General features: G+C 59.2%; 16 protein-coding genes. 7 read left to right on the plus strand and 9 right to left on the minus strand.

Going from position 1 to position 16070, the window contains the following annotated elements; genetic code table 11:
• Positions 1-62 precede the first annotated feature (62 nt).
• The 7 genes from WC326_12970 to WC326_13000 are packed head-to-tail and all read left to right on the plus strand — an operon-like array spanning position 63 to position 11473.
• Positions 63-3455, plus strand: a complete 3393-nt coding sequence (locus tag WC326_12970; protein MFA7331974.1) for a helicase-related protein — start codon at positions 63-65, stop codon at positions 3453-3455.
• Entirely contained in the window at positions 3455-4324 is an 870-nt protein-coding gene (gene rhuM, locus WC326_12975; protein MFA7331975.1) for a RhuM family protein, read from the plus strand. The genes WC326_12970 and rhuM overlap by 1 nt, the downstream gene beginning before the upstream one ends.
• Positions 4324-5604 carry a tetratricopeptide repeat protein gene (locus tag WC326_12980; GenBank protein MFA7331976.1) on the plus strand — a complete coding sequence of 427 codons (1281 nt, stop codon included), beginning with the start codon at positions 4324-4326 and terminating at the stop codon, positions 5602-5604. Before rhuM ends, WC326_12980 begins: the two co-directional genes overlap by 1 nt.
• On the plus strand, positions 5601-9116 hold the full coding sequence (locus tag WC326_12985; GenBank protein MFA7331977.1) for a type ISP restriction/modification enzyme: 3516 nt from the start codon (positions 5601-5603) through the stop codon (positions 9114-9116). The genes WC326_12980 and WC326_12985 overlap by 4 nt, the downstream gene beginning before the upstream one ends.
• A gap of 35 nt (positions 9117-9151) precedes the next feature.
• Entirely contained in the window at positions 9152-9856 is a 705-nt protein-coding gene (locus tag WC326_12990; GenBank protein ID MFA7331978.1) for a hypothetical protein, read from the plus strand.
• Position 9857: 1 nt separating this feature from the next.
• Positions 9858-11021 (plus strand): AAA family ATPase, encoded by a 1164-nt coding sequence (locus WC326_12995; GenBank protein ID MFA7331979.1) that lies wholly within the window; start codon positions 9858-9860, stop codon positions 11019-11021.
• Entirely contained in the window at positions 11018-11473 is a 456-nt protein-coding gene (locus WC326_13000) for a hypothetical protein (GenBank protein ID MFA7331980.1), read from the plus strand. The genes WC326_12995 and WC326_13000 overlap by 4 nt, the downstream gene beginning before the upstream one ends.
• Positions 11474-11682: 209 nt before the next feature.
• Here the strand turns inward: WC326_13000 and WC326_13005 are convergent, their stop codons facing one another.
• The 9 genes from WC326_13005 to WC326_13045 all read right to left on the minus strand — a co-directional run bounded on the left by WC326_13005 (position 11683) and on the right by WC326_13045 (position 16000).
• On the minus strand, positions 11683-11883 hold the full coding sequence (locus tag WC326_13005; protein ID MFA7331981.1) for a hypothetical protein: 201 nt from the start codon (positions 11881-11883) through the stop codon (positions 11683-11685).
• A 58-nt stretch (positions 11884-11941) separates the two neighbouring features.
• On the minus strand, positions 11942-12187 hold the full coding sequence (locus WC326_13010; GenBank protein ID MFA7331982.1) for a hypothetical protein: 246 nt from the start codon (positions 12185-12187) through the stop codon (positions 11942-11944).
• A gap of 31 nt (positions 12188-12218) precedes the next feature.
• Positions 12219-12437 carry a hypothetical protein gene (locus WC326_13015; protein MFA7331983.1) on the minus strand — a complete coding sequence of 73 codons (219 nt, stop codon included), beginning with the start codon at positions 12435-12437 and terminating at the stop codon, positions 12219-12221.
• A 309-nt stretch (positions 12438-12746) separates the two neighbouring features.
• Positions 12747-13085 carry a hypothetical protein gene (locus WC326_13020; GenBank protein ID MFA7331984.1) on the minus strand — a complete coding sequence of 113 codons (339 nt, stop codon included), beginning with the start codon at positions 13083-13085 and terminating at the stop codon, positions 12747-12749.
• Positions 13086-13145: 60 nt separating this feature from the next.
• The gene (locus WC326_13025; protein MFA7331985.1) at positions 13146-13460 is read right to left on the minus strand and encodes a hypothetical protein; all 315 of its coding nucleotides are present in this window, start codon (positions 13458-13460) and stop codon (positions 13146-13148) included.
• A 230-nt stretch (positions 13461-13690) separates the two neighbouring features.
• Positions 13691-13957 (minus strand): hypothetical protein, encoded by a 267-nt coding sequence (locus WC326_13030; GenBank protein MFA7331986.1) that lies wholly within the window; start codon positions 13955-13957, stop codon positions 13691-13693.
• Between the two features lie 36 nt (positions 13958-13993).
• The gene (locus tag WC326_13035) at positions 13994-14398 is read right to left on the minus strand and encodes a hypothetical protein (GenBank protein MFA7331987.1); all 405 of its coding nucleotides are present in this window, start codon (positions 14396-14398) and stop codon (positions 13994-13996) included.
• Between the two features lie 178 nt (positions 14399-14576).
• Positions 14577-14951, minus strand: a complete 375-nt coding sequence (locus tag WC326_13040; protein MFA7331988.1) for a hypothetical protein — start codon at positions 14949-14951, stop codon at positions 14577-14579.
• Positions 14952-15151: 200 nt separating this feature from the next.
• A complete protein-coding gene (locus WC326_13045; protein MFA7331989.1) occupies positions 15152-16000 on the minus strand; it encodes a tyrosine-type recombinase/integrase in 849 nt (282 codons plus the stop codon).
• Positions 16001-16070 lie beyond the last annotated feature (70 nt).

Below are 16070 nucleotides of genomic sequence, written 5' to 3' on the forward strand. Positions count from 1 at the left end.
CTTGGGGCGGCATTTGTGTGTCAAAGGGATCGCCCACCAGGTGCGTGCGAAAATGTCCGAGAATGGCTGTTCCCGGACGTTGGCGCGGGCATAGAGTGCGTACATCACCTGCCGGCAGCCTGGCAAACGGGTGGGCCGGGGGGTGGTCTGGCGCAAAGCGGCAGGCCCCGCCGGGGCATCTTGGCTGTAAGGGGTGCTTTTGCGCACGCGTAGCTGGCCTATATGCAGAAGCTCCAGTGCTATACTCTTCCACCAATCTTGTTGCCTATTCAAGCAGGAAAGCTATGAGCGACTCCACATCAGGGCGAAGCCTTTTCATTGTTGACAACAGCGTCTCCAACTGGACTGGAATCCGATATCTAGATGAATGGGCCGGCATCGCCAAATCCTTCGACGTGGCGACCGGCTACTTCGAGATCGGCGCCCTTTTGGCCCTGGATGGCAAGTGGCAAGGATTGGACAAGCTGCGCATCCTCATGGGGGCGGAAACCACTCAACGCACGCGCCAGGCGCTGCGCGAGGCGGTCACTTCGCGAGCGACGAATCGGCTGGACAACAGCCTGGAGGAGGAGAAGGATGCCAACCCTTTCCTCCGCGGCGTGCCGGCGATTCTCGATGCCCTGCGGCGCGGCCAGATTGATGTCCGGGTCTACGACAAGGACAAGTTCCACGCCAAGGCCTACATCACACACGCCAAACTGGAAGTCGTCGGTTCCCAGGCCCTGGTTGGCTCCAGCAACTTCACTCGACCAGGCCTGACCAAGAACATCGAGTTGAACATCCAGGTCCAGAGCGCGCGGGAAGTGGCGCAGCTCCAGGAGTGGTTTGAAATCCACTGGAATGACGCCCGTGAGGTGACAGACGCGGTCATTCGCATCATCGAGCGCCAAACGCAGGAGTATGCCCCATTCGAGATCTATGCCAAGGCCCTTCAGGAGTATTTCCGCGGACATGAGCTGACGGACACTGAGTGGGAAGATGGGCAGTCGCGCATGTTTCCCGTGTTGGATCGTTACCAGAAAGAGGCCTATTGGAAGCTGCAAAAGATTGCCCATGCCCATGGTGGGGCCTTCCTCTGCGACGGGGTGGGTTTGGGTAAGACTTTCGTGGGACTGATGCTCATTGAGCGCTTGATCCTGCACGAGGGCAAGCGGGTGGTGCTCTTCGCGCCCAAGACCGCCAAGGAAGGGGTCTGGGAGCGGGACCTGAAGCGCTATCTGCCTCACATCGGCGGCATTAGCGGCGGCGCGGATTTCAGCAATCTGGCCGTCTTCAGTCACTCGGACTTGGGACGCAAAGGAGATTTCCCCGAGCGCTTCCGGCGAATGACGGAGTTGGCCGATGTGGTGATCGTGGATGAGGCGCATCACTTTCGCAACCCCGGCACCCCAGGGGACGCGGATGCAGAAGTGGAGCCCTCCCGCTACTTCCAGCTCTTCAACCTCCTCGACAACACGCAACGATCCAAGACGCTCTACATGCTGACGGCCACGCCCATCAACAACAGCTTGCATGATTTCCGGCACATGGTGGAGCTGTTCTCGCGTCGCCAGGAGGATTGGTTCAAGTCCCTGGGCATCCACAACCTGCGTGCCCACGTCAACAAGCTGGAGCGGGACCTGCGCCAGCGCATGGCGAGTGCAGCTGTGGCAAAAACCCAGTCGACGGAAGTCGCCCTGGGCGAACTGACGACGGAGCTGCAGGAAGTCCTCGCCGCGGATCCGCTGATCGGTGAGTTGGTGGTCCAGCGCAGTCGCTCCTATGTGCGGGAGAGCCAGTTGCGTGAGCATGGCAAGGCGGCGGTCTTCCCCGTGCGCAGGCCCCCCCAGGTGGCGGACTACAGCATCCGCAAGAGTTACGGACGCTTGCTGGAGATCTTTGAGCTGGCCTTCCGCAAGGAACACCCGCTGTTTTCGCTGCCCATGTACTACCCCTTGGCCTTTCCTCGGGTTGAGGATGGCAGCGTGGATCCTTTCGAGGAGAGCCGACAGAAGGAGGTGGTGGGGCTCATCCGCACCCAGTTCCTGAAGCGCTTCGAAAGCTCGGTGGCGTCCTTTGAGATTTCCTGCGACCGGCTGTTGAAGAAGCTGCTCGCTTTCCTGGAGATCCATTGCGAGACGGAGCGGGAGCGCAGGTTGCTGGAGCGCTGCCTCCTGCAGCACAAAGACGTGCTGGGCTTTGTCCATTCCCGGCAGAGCGAGATCTGGGAGAGCGAGGCCGGTGAAGAGGGCGAGAGCGACTTGATACCACCCGAGTTCCTGGCCCGGGTGACCAAGCTGGATCGCGCCGAGTACCGCGTGGAAGACATGATCCAGGAGACCCTGCAAGATGTGAACCAGATCGCGGCCTTCTTGGAGGAAGCCAGGCATTTCCAGCCCAAGCATGACGACAAGCTGCGTCGGCTGGTGCGCCTGCTGAAGTCCAAGGAACTGGCGGGACAGAAGGTGCTGGTGTTCACCGAGTACGCCGACACGGCCCGCTACCTGAAGCGCCAATTGCGTGCGGAGGGCATTGAAGGCGTCGGTGAGGTGGACGGCGGCACGCCGGGCAGCCGCGCCCAGGTGATTGCCCGGTTCGCGCCCTATTACAACGGACACAGCTCTGCTGAGATGGAGGCGGAAGGAGGCGAGATCAGGGTGTTGATTTCCACCGACGTCCTGTCGGAAGGCCTCAACCTCCAGGACGCGTCACGGATGATCAACTACGACATCCACTGGAACCCCGTGCGCTTGATGCAGCGCATCGGCCGTGTGGACCGCCGCTTGAATCCGGAAGTGGAGGCGCGCCTTCTGGCGGACCATCCCGAGCTGAAGGGCTCGCGCGGCATCGTCCACTACTGGAATTTCCTCCCGCCCGATGAGCTGAACCAGTTGCTTAGTCTCTACACCATCGTCACGCGCAAGACTCTGCTGATCTCGCGGACTCTGGGCATTGAAGGCGGCAAGCTGCTTCGGCCGGAGGACATGTACGACGACCTCAAGGTCCTCAATGCCCATGACGCGGCCTACGAGGGCTCGCGCACCGTGGTCGAGGACTTGCACTTGGAATACCAGGCCTTGCTGGCTGCGATGCCGGAGCTGGAGGCGAAGTTGAAAGCGCTACCGGGGGCTGTGTTCAGTGGCCGGGAGGCAGTGACAGCAGGTCTACGCGGCGTGTTTTTCTGCTACGCCCTGCCTGCTCTGGACCTGGAGACCGGCGAGTTCAGCCTGACGGCCGGCCCCACCCGCTGGTACTTGGCCGACCTGGAGCAAAACCGCATCCTGGAAGAGCCGGGCGAGATCGTCGAGCATGTGCGCAGCACGCCGGAGACGGCGCGGCGCTGCCAAATGGATGAGGTCCTGCTAAAGGACTGGCGCGGGCGCGTCGAGAAGCACATCAAGAACACCTACCTCAAGCGCGTGGACGCTCCCATCGGCGTCAAGCCGGCTCTGCGTTGCTGGATGGAGGTCAATTGATGCCCCGCAAGAAGCAGGATGCCGATCCGCCGACCCTGGGTCGCGGAGGAGAGATCGTCCTGTTCCAGGAAGGTGGCGTGGGGCGTCTGGAAGTCAGGCTGCAGGGGGAGACCCTCTGGCTGAGCCTGCAGCAGCTGGCCGATCTCTATCAGCGCGACAAGTCGGTCATTTCCCGCCATCTGCGAAGCATCCTCGCCACGGGGGAGTTGGAGCGTGAGGTAGTTGTTGCAAAAAACGCAACAACTGCCGCCGACGGCAAGACCTATCAGGTGGACTTCTACAACCTGGACATGATCATCTCCGTCGGTTACCGCGTTCACTCCTTGCGCGGCACCCAATTCCGCATCTGGGCCACCCGCACCCTGAAGGACACTTTGGTGCGCGGCTACACGTTGAACGAGAGTCGCCTGCAAGCCCAGGTGGAACGCCTGGAGGGCCTGCTGGCCGCCGTCCAATTGGTGGGGCGCGTCGCCACGGAGCGCTCCCTGAGCAGCGGCGAGGCCAAGGGCCTGCTCAAGGTCGTGGGCGACTTCTCGCTGGCGCTGGACCTGCTGGACCAGTATGACCACGGCCGCCTCTCTCTACGAAGCACGACGGCCAGCGCGGGCCGCGTCCTGGAAGAAACCCGCAGACGCAGGCCCGCGCCCCGCTGCGCCCTGGTGCTGGGCCGGGTGGACGCCAAGCGGACGCCGGACCGCGCCGCGCCGGTTCTTGCTGGCCGGGGCCTTTGGGCTGCCCGTCCTAACCGTCCGCCAAGACGCCCAGCTGGCCACGGCTTTGGGGGTTGGATATGTCCCGTCCGCATCCAGCCGGGGGGCGCGGAAGACCTGGAAGCCGTGGCAAAGTGGATTGATGGAGGAAAACCGTGATGGTCGACAAGGGCTTTCCAGCCGGTTACGAGCCGCAGGGGAGCACTGAGGCTGCCGAGTGGTACCGCCTAGCCGCTGAGCAAGGGAATACAATGGCCCAGCGCAATCTGGGGGTCATGTACTACAACGGCGAGGGCGTGCTGCAAGACTACACAGAGGCTGTCAAGTGGTTTCGACTAGCGGCTGAGCAGGGGTACGCGCCGGCTCAGTATAACCTGGGGGTTGCGTGCGCCAAGGGCCTGGGCGTGCCGCAGGACTACGTTGAGGCCGTCAAGTGGTACCGCCTGGCTGCTGAACATGGGAACGCAGGAGCCCAGTTAAATCTGGGATTCTTGTACCACAGCGGCGAGGGCGTGCCGCAGAACGGCGCTGAAGCCGTCAAGTGGTACCGCCTTGCGGCGGAGCAAGGCAATGTAAGTGCCCAGAACAACCTGGGAGTCATGTACAAGAGCGGCCAGGGTGTGCCGCAGGACTACATTGAGGCCGTTAAGTGGTACCGCCTTGCGGCGGAGCAAGGACATGTAAGTGCCCAGAACAACCTGGGGGACATGTACAGTGGCGGCCAAGGCGTGCCGCAGGACTACGCAGAGGCCGCCAAGTGGTCCCGCCTTGCCGCGGAGCAGGGGTGCGCGCCGGCACAGTACAATCTAGGGGTTGCATGCGCCAAAGGCAGGGGCGTGCCGCATAACGACGCAGAGGCAGTCATGTGGTACCGCCTAGCCGCTGCGCAGGGGTACGCACCGGCTCAGTACAACATGGGAGTCATGTACGACGACGGCCGAGGCGTGCCGCAGGACTACGTTGAGGCTGCCAAATGGTACCGCCTAGCCGCTGAGCAGGGCCATGTAAGTGCCCAGAACAACTTGGGGGGCATATACGGCGGCGGACAAGGCGTGCCGCAGGATGACGCAGAGGCTGCCAAGTGGTTCCGCCTAGCAGCGGAGCAAGGCCATGTAGGTTCCCAGTACAACCTGGGGGTTGCGTGCCACCTCGGCCAAGGCGTGCCTCAGAACTACGCGGAAGCAGCCAAGTGGTACCGCCTAGCCGCTGAGCATGGGTACGCACCGGCTCAGTACAACCTGGGTGTCATGTACAACGACGGCCGAGGCGTGCCGCAGGACTATATCATGGCTCACCTGTGGTGGAACCTTGCTGCCACCAGCGGGGATGAGGACGCGGTGAGGGGTAGAGGCACTGTGGCTGGCAAGATGACCCCTGCCCAAATCGCAGAGGCGCAACGTCTCGCCCGCGAGTGGAAGCCCACACCGGAGAAGCCATGAGCAAGACCCAAGACCGGAACTGGGAGCGCCTGCGCTCCATCAAGACGATCGAGGAGCTGCTAGCCTATTTGAGGGAGGAGCTTGACTGGCCGCTCGAAGGCGCGGACGTCGAGGACGTCGCCTTCGAATACACACCCGAGGAGCTGGGCCTGGAGCCCGCCCTGGCGGTTAAGATCGATTCCATTCACCGTCTGCGTCCGCTGAGCACGCACCAACCCTGGGGCATTTTCTTCGTCGACTTCGAGCCCAAGAATCTGCCCGTCACGGCCCTGCGCCGCATCCTGGGCCGCGTGGTCTTGAAGAAGCGCGCCAAGGGCAGCGCGCAGGCCTGGCACGCAGACGACCTGCTCTTCATCTCCACCTACGGGCAAGGGCCCAGCCGCCAGATCTGCCTGGCGCACTTCTCCGCCAGCGAGGGAGCGCGCGACCTACCCACCCTCAAGGTGCTGGGCTGGGACGAGCAGGACACGGCACTGCACCTTGCCCACGCCGCCAACACCCTGGTCAAGCACCTCACGTGGCCGGAAAACGAGAACGACCTGGAGATCTGGCGCAAGACTTGGAGCGCAGCCTTCACGCTGGGGCATCGGGAAGTCATCTCCACGGCCAAGGATCTCTCCATTCGGCTGGCGGCGCTGGCGAGGGCGATTCGCCTGCGCATCACCACGGCGCTGGCGATCGAGAGCGAGAGCGGCCCGCTCACGCGTCTGATGCATGCCTTCCGCGAGGCCCTGGTCCACGACCTGACGGTGGAGAGCTTCGCCGACATGTACGCCCAGACCATCGCCTACGGCCTGCTCTCGGCGCGCATCACTGATCCACACAAGAAGACTGCTGACGATTTCGCAGGTCACTTGCGCACCAACCCCTTCCTGCGGGAGCTGATGGAGACCTTCCTGAAGGTGGGTGGACGGCAAGGGAAAGCGGGCGGGTCAGGCATCGACTTCGATGAGCTGGGCGTCTTCGATGTGGTGGAGCTGCTGGACGACGCCAACATGGAGGCCGTCGTCCGCGACTTCGGCGACAGGAACCCACAGGAAGACCCAGTCATCCATTTCTATGAGGAGTTTCTTCGGCATTACGATCCAGGTGAGAAGAAAAAGCGTGGCGTCTTCTACACGCCGCGCCCGGTGGTAAGCTACATCGTGCGCTCGGTGGACGAGCTGCTGCGAACGGAGTTCGGCCTGGAGGACGGGCTGGCCGACACCACCACGTGGGGCGAGATGCTACAGCGACAGCCCGGCCTGCAGCTGCCCAACCTCTCAGAGGACTCCGACCACCCGCGCCTGCTGGACCCGCAGCATCCCTTCGTGCAGATCCTCGACCCGGCCACGGGCACGGGCACCTTCCTCGTTGAGGTCATCGAGATCATCCACCGCACGATGACCACCAAGTGGACGGCCCACGGTCACAGCGAGAAGCAGATCGAGGCGCTCTGGAACGCCTATGTGCCGCGCCACCTGCTGCCGCGCCTGCACGGCTACGAGCTGCTCATGGCGCCCTACGCCATCGCCCATCTCAAGATCGGCCTCAAGCTCCATGAGACGGGCTACCACTTCGACAGCGAGGAGCGGGCACGCATCTACCTGACCAACGCCCTGGAGCCGGCCAACGACAAGCAGATCACGACGGCCATGCTGCCGGCGCTGGCGCACGAAGCTCAAGCGGTCAGCATGATTAAACGTCACCAAAGGTTCTCCGTCATCATTGGTAATCCTCCATATGCAAGAGATTCCGCAAACCGCAGTGATTATGCGGAGAATCTCGTAGCAATCTACAAGGAGGACGTGAGGAATGAACGAAACATCCAACCTCTGTCTGATGACTATGTGAAATTCATCGGGATGGCTCAAGCCGTAATGTCATCATGCGGTACAGGAATTGTTGGATTCATCACAAATCACAGCTTTATTAAGGGAGTAATTCATCGAGGGCTAAGAAGACGTGTTTGTCAGTTCTTCCAGAGGGCATACTTTTTGGACCTTCACGGCAACTCGAACATCAACGAGCAGCCGCCAAAGGACATTGAGGACGAAAACGTCTTTGACATTCGACAAGGTGTTGCAGTCTCATTGCTGACCAGAGTTTCCGCTGTTGTTGGTTATAAAGACCAAACTAAAGTTTCTGAACTCTGGGGAAAGCGGACAGAGAAATATGAATATTTACTGAAGCAAAGACATGGTGATAATGATTGGATTCTCGTTGAACCAAAACCGCCGGAATACGAACTCATTGTAGCCGGTGATGGATCTACTCAAGTTGAATTTGATTCGTTATTCCACCTGCATGATTGGTTTCCAACTTCAGCGACTGGATTTATCACGCACCGTGACGAATTGGTGATCGATTATGATCAGTCAAACCTTATGCGAAGGATTCACGATTTAGTGGATAAAAATATTTCTGATGAAGAGGTTATCAAGAAATATTCCTTAGAGAGCAATTCGGACTGGAATCCAATTGATGCTAGAAAACAACTTCGGGCAGTAAAGGAGTTACAAGAAAGAGTTGTTCGTTGCACTTATCGCCCGTTTGATAGTAGATGGTGCTGGTGGGGACGAGAACTAATGGATCGCCCGCGTCAGGAGTTATTTGAGTTTTTCGTAAAACCTAACTTGACGCTGTTATGTAAACGACAGAACAAAAGGACTCCTTTCTCTTACGCATTTGTTGCCTCTGAAATAACAGAAAGTTGCACATTTGAGAGTGCACATGCGAATAATGTTGCGTTTCCAATCTTCGTCCACACAAATGACCTGTTGTTTGGGAAGAACATCATTCATCCAAACATTGGTGATGAAATTGTAAGTAGAGTTCGAAGACGGCTTAATTTGAATTTAGTTTCGCTTGCTATGGGTGATTTGAAGGTGACCTGCGGGCCGCGCGATTTATTGCACTACGTATATGCAACCATTCATGCACCTAGCTACCGGACGAGATATGAGGCGTGCCTGATTAAAAGCTTCCCGCGCATTCCGTTGACATATAATCTGGACCTGTTCCGCGACCTCACACTTTTTGGCGGCAGGCTCGTCGCTTTGCATCTGCTGGAGTCGCCCACCCTCGACCACTTCATCACCACCTACGCCGGCCCGCCCCAACCAGAAGTCGGGCGCGTGGGCTGGTCGGATGGCACAGTCTGGTTGGATGCCGCGGCCACCAAGAAAGGGCAGCCCGCCACGCCCGGCAGAATGGGCTTCAAGGGCGTGCCCGAGGAAGTCTGGAACTTCCACATCGGCGGCTACCAGGTCTGCGAGAAGTGGCTGAAGGACCGCAAGGGGCGGCGGCTGTCGGACGAGGACATCGCCCATTACCAGAAGATTGTCGTGGCGCTGAAGGAGACGATCCGCCTGATGGGCGAGATCGACGAGGTCATTGAGAAGCATGGCGGGTGGCCGGGGGCGTTTGCCGCAGGACCGGCGGCGGGTGCGGCGGACTATCCGACCTGCGAGACGGGGCAACGCAAGGCGGCGGAAACGGGCGACCTGTTTGGGCAAAATGCGGAGTCTTGATCGCAGCTAGGTGGGCGCCAGGCCGAGAGGTGAACATGGAACCAGGTCCGATCCGTTACCGGGACTTGCCGGATGATTTCCTGCTGCGGGCGGAATTGGTTTTTCACGCCATTGAAGATGCCGGCCTGATGGAGCGAACGGATTTCCTCGTCAACTTCCAGCGCGAGATTCATCCCATGCGGGAATTGATGCTGTGGGAGCGGCTTGCCGTGGCCTATCGGAGCCGGTGGCGCAACCGAGCGGGCTCGGTCGCGGAGCGCAAGTCGTGGTTGACCTTGCTTCTTCTGGCATCCAGTGGCGCGACGGCACATGAAGGGGATCTGACTGGGGCACTGGAGCTGGAAGAAGCGCGCTTGGCCTTTCAGGAGGCCGCCACGGCGGGTAGAAACTGCTTGTCGAGCGCCGTTGATGCGCGTGCGGTGAAACAAAGCACCCTGGCGTTGGCGGCGATTCTGAGTCGGGACATTGGTCGTGCCATTCAATTCCACTGGAACCAGATCGACCGGCTGTTGGAATCGGAAGCATGGGAACCGGATGAGGTGGAAGCTCGGCTGCGAGAACTGCATGCCACGGTGGACGAACTGGCTGATGAACGCGAAAACCTGTCAATAGAACTCAATGACCGGTCTGATGAGCTGGAAGCCATGATCCAGGGGAAGCGCGAGATACTTGAAAGGGAGCGTCGCGAGGAGCTGCTGCGGCAATCCAGTCTGGGCAATCTATTCGGCGAGGAGAACTGAGATGGACGTGCTGGAACTCCAACACATCGGGCAAATCCAAAAAGCCCGAATCGAGTTTGGGGATCTCACCGTTTTGGTGGGTCCTCAAGCCACTGGCAAGAGCATAACACTACAGCTACTCAAGTTGTTGGTTGACATGCGCCACGTTCAGGAAGACCTTCGTCGTCACGGCTTGGACTGGGGCGGCAAGCTGCCTGAGTTCCTTGACCTCATGCTTGGCGAAGGCATGCACTCCATCTGGTCTGAGAAGAGCACGATTCGCTGGCAGAACCGCGATGTGGACATGGTAGCGCGCGCCAAGCGTCGCATCAAGGCGCCTGAGCTTGGGCAAGGAGAGCAGATGTTCTTCATCCCAGCGCAACGAGTATTGACTCTGCGCGACGGCTGGCCGCGCCCCTTCACTGATTACTCCGCCGGTGATCCCTTCGCAGTGCGGGAGTTCAGCGAAAAGTTGCGCCTGCTGATGGAGCAGGAATTCGTTCAGGGTGATCAGCTCTTTCCACGCGCTAATCGGTTGAAACAAATCTATCGAGACGAGTTACGTGCTCACGTGTTCGCCGGGTTTGATTTGAAGGTGGACCGTTCCCGACCACAGAAGCGTATGGTTCTAGGTAATGCACATGGCGAACTCCCGTTTATGGTTTGGTCGGCGGGGCAACGAGAATTCATGCCGCTATTGCTCGGCCTCTATTGGTTGATGCCACCCGGGAGAATGGCAAAGCGGAAGTCCGTGGATTGGGTTGTTGTAGAAGAGCTTGAAATGGGGCTCCATCCGCGAGCTATCAGCCTGATGTTACTGCTGGTGCTGGAGTTGCTCTCACGCGGCTATAGAGTCTGTTTGTCGACACACTCACCACAAGTCTTAGAAATGGTTTGGGCCTTGAATCACTTACGTGAGCAGAATTCCAGTGAGTCAAAGTTAGGCAGATTGTTTGACGTGCAAGCTGGCACTCAATTAAAGGCTGTTTTTCATGATACAATGAAGCGAGTGTTTAAGGTCTACTATTTCGAGCGTGATGGTGCAGTACGAAACATTTCTGGGCTTGATCCAGGTTCAACAGAGTCCTTTGTTGCAGGTTGGGGAGGCCTAACGGACTTCAGTGCAAGAGCCAATGAAGTTGTGGCATCTGCCGTGGCTGATGGGCTGCGGAGGCGCAAAGCATGACTTTCACACAAGCAGTTGCAGCCTCACCTGACATTGCAAGCGCATATCAGCGAGGTTTAGGAGCATTGAAGGCTGTAGATCGTGCTCATATTACGGTCAATAAGTCCACAAAACTCAAGGGAAGTGTTGATATTGATTCAACGTTGCAATCTAAGTGCCCAACTGAACACCGTTGGGATTATGGGATTGGTAAGTCACAGGGTGGGAAGAAGGGTGATAAAGTCATCTGGGTTGAAATCCATCCAGCAAAAGACGGTGAAATCAATACGATGATGGACAAATTGGCCTGGTTGAAGTCTTGGCTTCAGACATCCGCTACTGACTTGGATGCATTGTCGCGTGAATTCATATGGATATCAAGCGGAAAAACTACCATCACGCAAGGTAGCCCCGCAGCGAGAAAAATGGCCTTGGCTGGGTTGAGATTAGCGGGACATCATCTTCATCTTTGATGAATAGTGAGTAGCAAAGCGGATCAAACCTGACCCGCTTCGCATAAGACGCCAGCTGACCATCAGGCCTGGGATTCCAGTGGAACCAATGTTTCCAGCCGTTCTGCCACCTACTCCACACTCTCCTATAAGGCCTGCATCCGCCCCATCACTGTGGCCATCTGCGCTTGCAGCTCTGCGTCCTGTGTAGTTGTCGTGGGGTTGTTCTTTCAGCGGGTTAGGTTGGAAATGAACTCGCCGTTCTCGTCGTAGACCTTGATGATGCAACGGCCAGAGCCGATGGGGTCGGGGACAACTGTGTAGGTCCAGCCTTCGGCCTCGCCCTTGCCCAGGTCGGTCGCGGCCTTCTCGGCTTCAGCTTCGGTGAGGAATACCCAGGTCGGGGCGTTGGTGAGGAGCAGCATGTTCATGGTCCCTTTCATAGGGCCAGAGCGGGTGTTCGAGCCGGCCCTGGCGCGCCGCTTGTTGTCAGGCAGCCGTCTCGTTACTGACCATCTCGGCGTTTGCAGCGGCGTCCTCGATGGCCTCTGCCAGTGCGGTGACTTGGGTGGTGATGTTGGCCAAGTCGTGCCGGAAGCGCTTGTCGGCGCCTAGCTGTGCCTCGGCCTGCGCCAGCGTTGCTCGCAGCGATTCAACCTGGGCGCTGGCGGTCCCAAGCAGGAAGAGGCCGTTCTCAAGGGGCTGGGCGGTTGTTGTCATCGTCTTGCGTGCCATGGTTGTCCCTCTATGCGTTGTTGTCGGGAGTCTATTCAGCGGTTGGCAGAAAGAAGCTGCGGGGGCTTCTGATGGTGCGGCAGTGAATCCAGCGGGTGAAAGCCGCTACGTTCCGACGTTTCAGCTCAGTCGAGATGCTGATTGCCAGCTCGGTGTTTGATGGGTCGTTCATGGTGTATTCCCAGGTATCGATCAGCCAAGTCAGGCTCTGCGTCTTAAGGTTGTTTCCGGTGTTTGTCTCGTTCGTCATTGGTCTAACTCCCGTTTTGATGGGTATAATTACGCAGAGACACTTTTCATAAGCAAGTTAAAGGTGAGAAATATTTTGACTTATTTAAATAGCTGAGACAGTCAAGAGCTGACGGGATGCTGGTAAAGCAGAAGCGCTCCATCCGGGGCGCTTTCAGCAATTGGTTCTGTCACAGCTTTAGGGCGATGCGCCATGGGCTGCTTAGAACGACCGTTTTTATAGCGGCGATAGCTTGGCATGGGTCGATGCCTGCCGACACTTTTTAGCGACGGCGGCTTCCACGTTGTTCATGGGGTGGTACTTGGGAGTTTAGCTTTGGCTGCCGGTCATGTAGACGAGGCCGTACTTGTGCCGGAGACCCAGGCCTTGGGGCTTCAGGTGGCGCGCATCGAGCAGCATGCCGTCGTCGGTTGGCTTGGCTTCCGGCGTCCTGGTGACGGTCCAGTCGTTTTCCAGGTTCACTCCGCAGGCGATGTTGCCGGGTTGGTTCAGCCAGCGGCAGGCCTGCTCGACCATGTCGCACTCATGGGAGCTTGGGAAGCTGTGCAGGCCTCGGCCCAGGTGGATGGCGAAGTTGCTGGGGAAAACGTGGGCGGTGAAGTTGTGGGCGCCGGTGGCGGTGTAGGTGACCGTGTAGTTGGTAGTCATGGGTTCGTTCCCTTGTTGGCCAGGGCTGGGCGCCTGGGCGACCCAGCCCCAGGTGGTTGCCTAGAAGCGGTCGCAGACGGCCCAGGCGGCCTTGCTGCCGTAACCGAGCTGGTTACCTTCGATTAGGTAGATGATCTCGGGGTCGGTGCTGGGCTCCCTGCGCGGGCCGACCTCGTCGTCTTCCAGCTCGATGTCCAGCCCCATCAGGCGCTCGGCCTCTTGCTGGTCCTCGTCGTCGGTGATGGCGCTCTTGGTGGTGAGGCCAAGCAGGGAGTTTTCAAATGGCCAGCTCTGCTGGGTCATCAGGCGGACCTCAGCGTCCGGGTGTTCCTGGGCCAGTTCTTCCAGTCGGGCGATCAGGTCGGTGAGTAGCATGTCCGTGTCTCCTGTTTTCCCGGCGGGTGTCTTGTCCGCCTTTTGTTGGGCATAACTACGCAGAGTGATACTCGTTAGTCAAGTAAAGATCGAGTAATAGTGGACTAAATAGTTGAGATAGTTTTATAGAAGTGAATTAAGAATAGATAAAGCATAAGGCGCTTTGAAGCGCCTTATGCAGCAATGAGTGTGACCTCCCAATCCGACTCCCTGTCCAGGGTCGTCGTTGGTCATGCCTCCTGACTGGGCGGGGCAGGCGGCAGTTTGGCTTCCAGGTTACTGGCCACCAGCTCCAGACTGCCCTTCAGCTCCTCCAGGCGGCCCATCACTGCGCCCATCTGTTGCTGCAACTCGGCGTCCTGCCCAAGCTGCAGGAATGCCTGCTGAAGGGCGACCTCCAGGCGAGTCACCCGCTTGCGCGCGCCGTCCAGATTTGTCTTGCCTTCCGCCAACTGCCCGGCCACAAAGGCCTTCACGTCCCAGTTCTGCTTTGCCATGATCAAATCTCCCTGTTGATTGTGTGGTGATTCCGGTTACTTGCTGGCGCGGCCCAGCTCAAAGGCGGCGCGCAGGGCGTCCTTAAGCTGTAGGACGCTAACCTCTTGGAAATCGAGGGCGTCCATCCGGCGCTCCTTCAGCGTTTTGATCCCGAGGTGGACCTGGGCCAGGACCTCCATGCCGGCGTCAATCGTCGCGTCGTCGGCGCCAGGCTGGGCGGCGGCGGCCGGCGCCTGCCAGAGCTTTTGGGCGGCGGGGAAGCCGATCCACTCGCCGTTCGCTCCCAGGCCGCGGTTGGCCATCTCGTCGCGGGCAAGCTGGACCGTGTCCAGGGTGTCAGTTGCCATGAGCTGGATCAGGTTGGTTTTAAAGAGCTGCATGAAAGCGGCTTCGTCTTCGCCCAGCATGTTGATCAGGCCTTTGCGCGTCATCTTCGTCATGGGTCCATCTCCTCGTTTGGTGGGCATAACTACGCAGAGACACTTTTCTTAGTCAAGTTGGTTTTGATAAATAGTCAGTAATTAAATTCTTCAAAAAGGTCTTTACGTGAGCACGACTTGAATCAAGAGAGGAAACGCCCCTTTCGGGGCGCTTTGGTCATGCTGATCAATTCCAAGGTCAAGTTCCGGGTGCCTGATCCCGCAGTTGCTCCAACTTTGTTTCCACCCATTCCGCCGGGTAGAGCAAGAGCAGCCACTCGCCAATCTGATTCAGGCACTGCAGGTAGGCACCACGGGCTCCGTACTTGGACACGCTGCGCGTGATGACGTGGTTGTGGCCATTCACCTGCACGCGGCCTTCCCAGGCGTGGCGGACCCACACCTTCCCGGATCCCCGCACTTCCGTGCGCAGCGTGGGGTAGAGGTAGCGGCTGGTTTCGATACGAAGCTGCTCGGGGCTCTGCTGCAAGCCCAGTCGGACTTCCCGGCGCTGAGTGCGAAGCCGGCGCATGGCCAGGGCGGCAGGAGTTTGGCTATAGGGTTCTGCGCCCATGAGTTGCGATTCTGTGGACATCGTCATCTTTCTGTTTGATAGGGTTAAAGTCGTAAAAACACAAGGAATGATCAATAAGACCGAGTTGAACAGACATTGATCACTTCGTAAACCAACAAACCGCTCCTGTCAGGACTTCGAGTATACATCCTGTGAATGCCCCTCCAAACCTGCCACGGCTCCCGTTTGCCTCCCCATGATCAGTTCCGCCTGCCCTCGATGGCGGCCCTAAGCTCCTCGTCGGCCACGTGGGCGTAGATGGCCGTGGTCTTGGGGCTTTCGTGGTCCAGGGCCAGTTGCACGAGGCGCAGGTTGCCCGTCTTCTTCAGCAGGCTGGTGGCAAAAGTGTGCCTCAGAACGTGTGGGTGGATTCCGCGAGAAATCCCGGCCAGGGCCACCCAGAAGTCCAGGAGCCGGCGGATGTGCCGGGTGCCGATGCCCTTCCCGGTCGTGCTGCGGAAAAGCGGAGCCTGCGCCGGCTGGCGCGCAACCAGCAGCTTCAGGATGTCCCGGGTTTCCACCGGCAGGAACCGGGTTCGCTGCTTGCCCCCCTTGGTGCTCACCCGAATCATCTTCTCGCTTAGTTCCACGTCGCCCACGGTCAGGGCGGCGGCCTCGGCCACACGCAGGCCTGTGTCCAAGAGCAGGCAGAAGAGAGCACGGTCCCTGGGCTGGCTGGTCACGTCTGAGCGTGTGCGTAGGGTTTTACGCAGCGCCTTCTCCTCGGCTTCGCTGAGGTAGTCGGGGGCGGCGGTATGAATGCGCGGCATGCGCATGGCGCCGACCTCAGCCGCCAGGGGGTGCTTGGCCCAGGTCAGGAACTGGTTGAGGACGGTCAACGCCCGTCGCTGAGTCAGGCTTGACCGCCCCTCTCGGACGAAGTACCGTGTGATCCGATCCATGGTCAGGGTTTTCAAGTCGGAGGACTGGCCATCCTCTTCCAGGGCTGTGGCCAGCCGGCGCAGTTCGGCCAAGTAGGGGACTCGCGTGCTGTAGGCCAGCTGCCTGGACTGGAGGTGCTCGTCGAAGCGCTGGAAGTGGGCGCGCATGGGGTCTCCGTGGTTGGGTGGCGGCAAGGCGGGATCGCAAGGTCCCGCCCGCGCATGTCTCTGGACATGA

It is taken from the genome of Candidatus Delongbacteria bacterium (assembly GCA_041675285.1).
Taxonomy (GTDB): Bacteria; CAIWAD01; CAIWAD01; order CAIWAD01; family CAIWAD01; genus CAIWAD01.

Excerpts from the sequence above, each read along its gene's own strand:
- WC326_12970 (MFA7331974.1), top strand. The coding sequence starts at position 63 with ATGGCTGTTCCCGGACGTTGGCGCGGGCATAGAGTGCGTACATCACCT.
- rhuM (MFA7331975.1), top strand. The coding sequence starts at position 3,455 with ATGCCCCGCAAGAAGCAGGATGCCGATCCGCCGACCCTGGGTCGCGGA.
- WC326_12980 (MFA7331976.1), top strand. The coding sequence starts at position 4,324 with ATGGTCGACAAGGGCTTTCCAGCCGGTTACGAGCCGCAGGGGAGCACT.
- WC326_12985 (MFA7331977.1), top strand. The coding sequence starts at position 5,601 with ATGAGCAAGACCCAAGACCGGAACTGGGAGCGCCTGCGCTCCATCAAG.
- WC326_12990 (MFA7331978.1), top strand. The coding sequence starts at position 9,152 with ATGGAACCAGGTCCGATCCGTTACCGGGACTTGCCGGATGATTTCCTG.
- WC326_12995 (MFA7331979.1), top strand. The coding sequence starts at position 9,858 with ATGGACGTGCTGGAACTCCAACACATCGGGCAAATCCAAAAAGCCCGA.
- WC326_13000 (MFA7331980.1), top strand. The coding sequence starts at position 11,018 with ATGACTTTCACACAAGCAGTTGCAGCCTCACCTGACATTGCAAGCGCA.
- WC326_13005 (MFA7331981.1), bottom strand. The coding sequence starts at position 11,883 with ATGAACATGCTGCTCCTCACCAACGCCCCGACCTGGGTATTCCTCACC.
- WC326_13010 (MFA7331982.1), bottom strand. The coding sequence starts at position 12,187 with ATGGCACGCAAGACGATGACAACAACCGCCCAGCCCCTTGAGAACGGC.
- WC326_13015 (MFA7331983.1), bottom strand. The coding sequence starts at position 12,437 with ATGACGAACGAGACAAACACCGGAAACAACCTTAAGACGCAGAGCCTG.
- WC326_13020 (MFA7331984.1), bottom strand. The coding sequence starts at position 13,085 with ATGACTACCAACTACACGGTCACCTACACCGCCACCGGCGCCCACAAC.
- WC326_13025 (MFA7331985.1), bottom strand. The coding sequence starts at position 13,460 with ATGCTACTCACCGACCTGATCGCCCGACTGGAAGAACTGGCCCAGGAA.
- WC326_13030 (MFA7331986.1), bottom strand. The coding sequence starts at position 13,957 with ATGGCAAAGCAGAACTGGGACGTGAAGGCCTTTGTGGCCGGGCAGTTG.
- WC326_13035 (MFA7331987.1), bottom strand. The coding sequence starts at position 14,398 with ATGACGAAGATGACGCGCAAAGGCCTGATCAACATGCTGGGCGAAGAC.
- WC326_13040 (MFA7331988.1), bottom strand. The coding sequence starts at position 14,951 with ATGGGCGCAGAACCCTATAGCCAAACTCCTGCCGCCCTGGCCATGCGC.
- WC326_13045 (MFA7331989.1), bottom strand. The coding sequence starts at position 16,000 with ATGCGCGCCCACTTCCAGCGCTTCGACGAGCACCTCCAGTCCAGGCAG.